This is a genomic window from Bradyrhizobium sp. LeoA1Lang, from assembly GCF_055413685.1.
The window spans coordinates 1-3,422 of sequence record NZ_JBVAPG010000337.1 but is presented as its reverse complement, the minus strand read 5'-3'; the positions used below and the strand labels follow the sequence as shown (position 1 = coordinate 3,422).

Here is a 3,422-nt window from a genome sequence, read left to right as displayed (position 1 = left end):
GAACGGCTTCATTCGCCGCCAGCCCGGCGTCGCACGAAGCATCGAGATCCTCTTGCCACCCGAAAACTTGCCCATCCTCGAATGGCTCGGTATCAAAACGTCAAAATCACTGCGATGAACAACTAGTTCGCTCGCGTTCACCAGTAGCCGCCTGCGCCATCACCGGGGCCGCAGGACGAAGGCGCTTTGCCCCGGTTTCACCCTCAGAAGGAAACTTCCAGATGAAGATCCACAAATGGGCGGCGCCGGGCTTGGTCCTCGCCGTCGTCGCCATTGTTGCGTACCTGTTTAGCGACGCCGCGCATGCGGCCGTCGTTTTCGCCGATCAGCACACGCTGGTGATGGCGAACGCCGCGCTGCTCGCGCTCCGCAACCAGCACGCCGAACTCGTCCAGCGGGCCGAGGCCAAGATCGCCGAGATCAAGGATGGTATGCCGGCGGCCGATGTCACCCGCATCGAAGGCGAGCACGCCGAGCTGGTTCGTCAGGCCAGCGGGGTGCAGGTGCAGATTGCGGCCGAGGAGGCGCGTTCTGCCGCTCCGCCGGCGCCGGCAGCGCATGCGTGGAGCGCTGCGGACATCGGCCGCGTCAACGCGCGTGCCTTGGCATTCGGCCTCACGGCCGCGGACGCGGTCACTGTGATCGGTGACACTGCCGTCCGGTCCGTTGAGCAGGCGACCGATCGCCTGCAGGATCTCGCCGCGCAGCGGGCTCCTGGTCGGCAGAACCCGCACGTTCGGATCACCCAGGACGAGGGCGATACCATCCGCACGGCGATTGAGGCCTCGGTTCTGTTGCGGGCCAACCCGCAGGCGATCCCGGCGAACGCGCCGGAGCGTGAGATGGCGCGCAACTATCGCGGCATGTCGCTGCTCGAGTCCGGCCGCCACTTCATCGAAGAGACGCAGGGCGTGCGGCTTCGCGGTCTGTCCCGGCTCGAATTGGCCGGCGTGCTGCTCGGGCTCGGCACCCGCGGCGGCATGCATTCGACGTCGGATTTCGCCAACCTGCTAGCGAATGTCGCCTCGAAGCGCCTCCGCGCCGCCTACACCGCGGCGCCGCAGACCTTCAAGGCCTTTTGCCGACAGTCGAATAACCCCGACTTCAAGGCGAAATCGGTTGTGCAGCTCTCCGCCGCGCCGGCGTTCAAAAAGGTGCGGGAAGGGCAGGAGTACAGCTATGGCGGCCTGACCGATGGTGTCGAACAGTACGCGCTCTCCACCTTTGGCCGCATCGTCGCGATCACCCGGCAGGCGCTGATCAACGATGATCTGAGCGCCTTCGATCGCATCCCGACCATGGTCGGTCGCGCTGCTGCCGATCTGGAATCCTCGACCGTCTACGACATCATCCTCAACAACCCGAAGATGGGTGATGGCAAGGAGCTGTTCCACGCGGACCACGGCAACCTCATGGCGGCCTCGGCGATCGACGAGACCAATCTGGGCAAGGCCGATCAGGCGATTCGGGACCAGCGCGGTTTTGCTAAGAAGGGAGAGGACCGCGAATATCTCAACCTTATGCCGCGCTACATTCTCACCGGTACGGCGAAGCGGATTGAGGCTCAAAAGATGGTGACGGCAGTCACGCCGTCGGCCTCCAGCGACGTCAACGTGTTCCAGAACGCGCTCGATCCCATCACGGAGGCGCGCATCCCCGGAAACAAGTGGCTGCTGGTCGCCGATCCCGCGACCGTCGACACTATCGAGTATTCGTACCTCGAGGGTGAAGAGGGCGTGTTCATCGAACAGCGCCAGGGCTTCGAGGTCGACGGCATCCAGATCAAGGGCCGCCTTGACTTCGCGGCGAAGGCCATCGACTGGCGCGGCTTCGCCTACAACCCCGGCAACGGCGGCTAGTAATCCCGGCGCCGCGCAGAGGCGCGGCGCCACTCCTCACGCTTTCTCTGACACTTCAAACCCGGCCGTCGGGCCGATGGAGCAACGAGCATGAACAATTATCTCGAGGCGGGCCACACCATTGTGGTGACCGCGCTGGCCAATACCGCAAACGGCGATTTCGTCGTCGCGGGTGCGTTCTACGGCATCGCGGTGGCGGCCGCGGCGGCCGGCACTGACCTGGTGCTGAATCGTGCAGGTGGGGTGTTCGAGCTGCCGAAAGCGACCGGCGCCGCCTGGACCAAGGGCGACCGTCTCTATTGGGATGCGGGCAGCAAGAACTTCACGACCGTGCCTGGCGCTGGCACGCGCGCGATCGGCGCGGCCTTCGCCGATGCGGGCGCCGCCGATACGATCGGCCAGGTGTGCCTCGACGGTCCTGCCGGCGGGCTGCGCGTCGTCGGTGGCCAGCTTACCACGGCGACCGCCTCCGACACTGTCGTCACCGGCCTCTCGAAGGTGCTTTCCGCGGTCGCCTCGTTTGAAAGCGATCCAGGAGATGATCCGATCCTGGTTTCCGCGCAAATCGGCGATCAGGCCGGCGCGCCCGTTGCAGGATCGATCGTCGTCAAGACCTGGAAAAACACGGGCGGCACCGACCCGACGCCCGTCGCGGCGACCACCTTCGCGAAGAAGGTCAATTGGATTGCGATCGGCCTCTAATCCGCCAACGACCGCCGGCCGCCAGTGCGCGGCCGGCGCGTCGACCATTCATTGATCCTCTCAACGGAGAAGCGACGCCATGGGCCGCGTGCAACGCATGATCGATACTCATAGACTTGCCATGGATGAAGGCCCCGACGGCGGCCATGTGCTCGGCGTCAATTCGCTGGCGGGCCTGGTCTGACGCCGATGTTGAGCTGTCGCCGAATAGTTGCGGGTCCCCTTGGGTGGCTTCGGGCCCACTCGCTTCGGCGATCTACCCTAGGCGCTCGACAAGATGCGCACGTGAGGGTGCGGGGTCGAACCGGTCGCCGAAATACTGCGTTTCGTGAGCCACCAATCCCTCACGAAATTCCATGATGCTCACGACGTAGGACGGTACCCCGTCATAGGTCAGGACGAATTCGCTTACCCAGAGGTCGCCGCCGCCAACAATGCGCCGAACGGAGAAGCGCTTCTTGTTCGGCTGCACAAATCGGCTCTCTTGAATGTTCCTGCGGCCGTGGATGCGTTCGCCCGACTGCGGATAGTCGAGCACGGCATCCTCCCGATAGATGTCATGCTCGGTTTCGAAATCGTTTGCGTCTGAAGCATTCCAATGGCGCTGGAGTTCCGCCACTATGGTTCGATCGTCCATCTCGACCTCCGATTTAGGTGGCTCTTGTCTCGTTGATCTTACGCCTCTCAAGGGGCGTCGTCCTCACTCCTTTCAGGAAAGCACCGGGGGCCGCTATGGGCCCAGGCCGTGTGAAAACTGTGCCTCTGCTATTATTCTCCAGTGAATCGGCGGGGGACGAGCGATGGCGGGATTCGTAGAGGGGGTTGATCGCGGACAGAGCACGTTGTTCCCTGCACTGCTCG

Annotated in this window: 3 protein-coding genes; 2 read left to right on the top strand and 1 reads right to left on the bottom strand. The window is 64.0% G+C overall.

Annotated elements, in window-relative coordinates; genetic code table 11:
* The first annotated feature begins 221 nt into the window (after positions 1-221).
* Both ACZYOF_RS43025 and ACZYOF_RS43020 read left to right on the top strand, forming a co-directional pair.
* A complete protein-coding gene (locus ACZYOF_RS43025; RefSeq protein ID WP_463719517.1) occupies positions 222-1,859 on the top strand; it encodes a phage major capsid protein in 1,638 nt (545 codons plus the stop codon).
* Between the two features lie 90 nt (positions 1,860-1,949).
* Positions 1,950-2,561, top strand: a complete 612-nt coding sequence (locus tag ACZYOF_RS43020) for a capsid cement protein (RefSeq protein WP_463719516.1) — start codon at positions 1,950-1,952, stop codon at positions 2,559-2,561.
* Positions 2,562-2,817: 256 nt separating this feature from the next.
* Here ACZYOF_RS43020 and ACZYOF_RS43015 read toward each other — a convergent pair whose 3' ends face one another.
* Positions 2,818-3,198 carry a nuclear transport factor 2 family protein gene (locus ACZYOF_RS43015; RefSeq protein WP_282526463.1) on the bottom strand — a complete coding sequence of 127 codons (381 nt, stop codon included), beginning with the start codon at positions 3,196-3,198 and terminating at the stop codon, positions 2,818-2,820.
* Positions 3,199-3,422: the final 224 nt, after the last annotated feature.

Bases quoted from the DNA above. Each gene is read 5' to 3' on its own strand.
- ACZYOF_RS43025 (WP_463719517.1), top strand. From the start codon at position 222: ATGAAGATCCACAAATGGGCGGCGCCGGGCTTGGTCCTCGCCGTCGTC.
- ACZYOF_RS43020 (WP_463719516.1), top strand. From the start codon at position 1,950: ATGAACAATTATCTCGAGGCGGGCCACACCATTGTGGTGACCGCGCTG.
- ACZYOF_RS43015 (WP_282526463.1), bottom strand. From the start codon at position 3,198: ATGGACGATCGAACCATAGTGGCGGAACTCCAGCGCCATTGGAATGCT.